This is a genomic window from Rhodococcus sp. NPDC057014, assembly GCF_042673295.1.
GTDB lineage: Bacteria > Actinomycetota > Actinomycetes > Mycobacteriales > Mycobacteriaceae > Rhodococcus_F.
The window spans coordinates 1-2,682 of record NZ_JBHUSF010000566.1; the positions used below are offsets into that span (position 1 = coordinate 1).

2 protein-coding genes are annotated in these 2,682 nt (G+C 69.9%); both read left to right on the forward strand.

Annotation, left to right across the window (positions count from 1 at the left end; translation table 11 throughout):
* Positions 1–255 precede the first annotated feature (255 nt).
* Positions 256–1,650 carry a wax ester/triacylglycerol synthase family O-acyltransferase gene (locus ACFTZB_RS44860; protein ID WP_378442351.1) on the forward strand — a complete coding sequence of 465 codons (1,395 nt, stop codon included), beginning with the start codon at positions 256–258 and terminating at the stop codon, positions 1,648–1,650.
* Between the two features lie 49 nt (positions 1,651–1,699).
* The coding region (locus ACFTZB_RS44865) for an HRDC domain-containing protein (protein ID WP_378442353.1) at positions 1,700–2,682 on the forward strand (983 nt) is incomplete at its 3' end.

Consider the following 2,682-nt stretch of genomic DNA (forward strand, 5'->3'; position numbering starts at 1 on the left):
ACCGAGGTGGGCGCGCCGGGCAGGGGACGCAGGGCGTTGGCGGCGAGTGCGGCACCGACTGCCTGCCGGAGAACGAAGCCTCGGGTCATACCCCAACCGTAGAACATGTTCTAATGAAGCGGTCGCCCACCCCGCGCTTGCGCCGACCGGATCGAGAACGACGCCGAGTAGCCTCTCGCCGGTCCGCCGTCGCGCAGACCTCACGGTTCCACGATTCGTTGGACCAACTTCTAGAACGTGTTCTAATATCGGTGCATGCAGCGACTCAGCGGTCTCGACGCGTCCTTCCTCTACCTCGAAACGTCGACGCAACTCCTTCACGTCTGCGGCGTCATCGTCCTCGACGTCTCGACGGTTCCTGGTGGATACACGTTCGCCGGACTCAAGGCCGAACTCGGCGCCCGCACCGAGGCGATTCCCGCCTTCCGGCGCAAGCTGCAGGACTCCCGGTTCAACCTCGACCACCCCGTGTGGGTCGAGGACGCCGACTTCGACATCGACCGGCACTGCCACCGCGTCGCCCTTCCCGCCCCCGGCGGCCGCGACGAGCTCGCCGAACTGTGCGGCGACATCGCGGGCATCCCCCTCGACCGCGCCCGGCCGCTGTGGGAGATGTGGGTGATCGAGGGGCTCGAGGACGGTTCCGTCGCCGTGATGTCGAAGATGCACCACGCCGGCGTCGACGGGATCACCGGCGCGAACATGATGGCCCAGCTGTGCGGCCTCGAACCGGACGCCCCGCGGCCCGACCGCGACGACTCCGCCGAGAGCGCGGGGCAGGCGAGCACGCTCGACATCGCCGTGGGCGGGCTGCTCGCCGTCGCGTCCCGGCCCGCGAAACTGCTGCGTATCGTCCCGCAGAGCCTGACGGTGCTGCCCCGCTGGATCGGCCGGGCCCGGCGCGGCGAGGCGATGCCCGCGCCGTTCACCGCACCGCGCACGTCCCTCAACGGCACGCTGACCAGCCACCGCAATCTCGCGTTCACCCAGCTCGACCTCGACAAGGTCAAGACGGTCAAGAACGCGTTCGACGTCAAGGTCAACGACGTCGTCCTCGCCCTGTGCTCGGGCGCACTGCGGAAGTACCTGCACAGCCGCCGGGAACTGCCCGACAAGTCGCTGGTCGCGATCGTCCCGGTGTCGGTCCACGGAAAATCGGACCGGCCCGGTACCAACCAGGTGTCCGGGATGTTCACCCAACTCGGCACCCAGATCGAGGATCCCGCCGAACGCCTGCTGGCGATCGGCGAGCACAACTCGACGTCCAAGGAACACAACGAGACCCTCGGCGCGAGCCTGCTGCAGGACTGGTCCCAGTTCGCCGGTCAGGCCGTGTTCGGCACCGCGATGCGCCTCTATTCGACCCTCGGCCTGGCGGAACGGCATCCGGTGGTCCACAACCTCGTGATCTCCAACGTGCCGGGACCGTCGGTCCCGCTGTACTTCCTGGGCGCCCTGATCCGGGCGATGTACCCGCTGGGCCCGATCTTCCACGGCGCGGGCCTCAACGTGACGGTGATGTCGCTGAACGGTCAACTCGACGTCGGTCTGATGAGCTGCCCGGAACTCGCGCCCCACCTCTGGGACCTCGTCGACGCGTTTCCGGCGGCCTTGGACGAGCTCGTCGAGGCAGCGGGGAACCGGCCGTGAACCCGCCGGTGCGCTGCGCGAATCCCGAAGCGACGTAGAGTCAGCTGTCATGTCCGAAGTCACCGACGACGCCTCGTCACCCGTCCCCGCCGAAGAACCCGGCAGGCAGGTAGTACCCCTGCTCGCACCCCGGGACGGCGTGCCCGACGTAGTGACCACGGCGGAGGGTGTCGCGAAGGCCGCGGCCGCGCTGAGCGAGGGCACCGGTCCGCTGGCGGTCGACGCCGAGCGGGCGTCCGGCTTCCGCTACTCGGCGCGGGCGTATCTCGTGCAGCTGCGCCGGGAGGGCGCGGGGACGGTGCTCCTCGACCCGATCCCCACCGCCGCCGATCTCACCCCGCTGGCGGAGGTGATCAACCCGCTGGAATGGATCCTGCACTCCGCCGACCAGGATCTGCCGGGGCTGGCGGAGATCGGCCTGGCGCCGGCGACGCTGTTCGACACCGAACTGGCGGGGCGCCTCGCCGGGTTCGAACGGGTCGGCCTCGCCGCGATCGTCGAGCGGACGCTGGGCCTCGAACTGCGGAAGGGGCACGGCGCCGCCGACTGGTCGAAGCGGCCGCTGCCCGACACCTGGCTGAACTACGCGGCCCTCGACGTCGAGGTTCTGGTCGAGTTGCGCAACGTGATGGCGGCAGAACTCGACGAGCAGGGCAAGAGCGAGTGGGCGGCGCAGGAATTCGAGCACATCCGGCTCGCCGGGCCACCGCGGCCCAAGCCCGACCGCTGGCGGCGCACGTCGCACATCACGTCGCTGAAGAACCAGCGGCAGCTCGCCGCCGCGCGCTCGCTGTGGCAGGCCCGGGAGGACCTGGCCCGCAAGCGCGACGTCTCCCCCAGCCGGGTGCTTCCGGATTCGGCGATCATCGACGCCGCGACCAAGGATCCCCGCAGCATCGATGCGCTGCGGGCGCTGCCGGTGTTCGGCGGTCCCCGGCAGCGGCGGCATTCCCGGATCTGGCTGCAGGCGCTCGAGGATGCCCGGGCGCTGCCGGATTCCGAACTCCCCCCGAAGACTCCGCCGTTCACGGG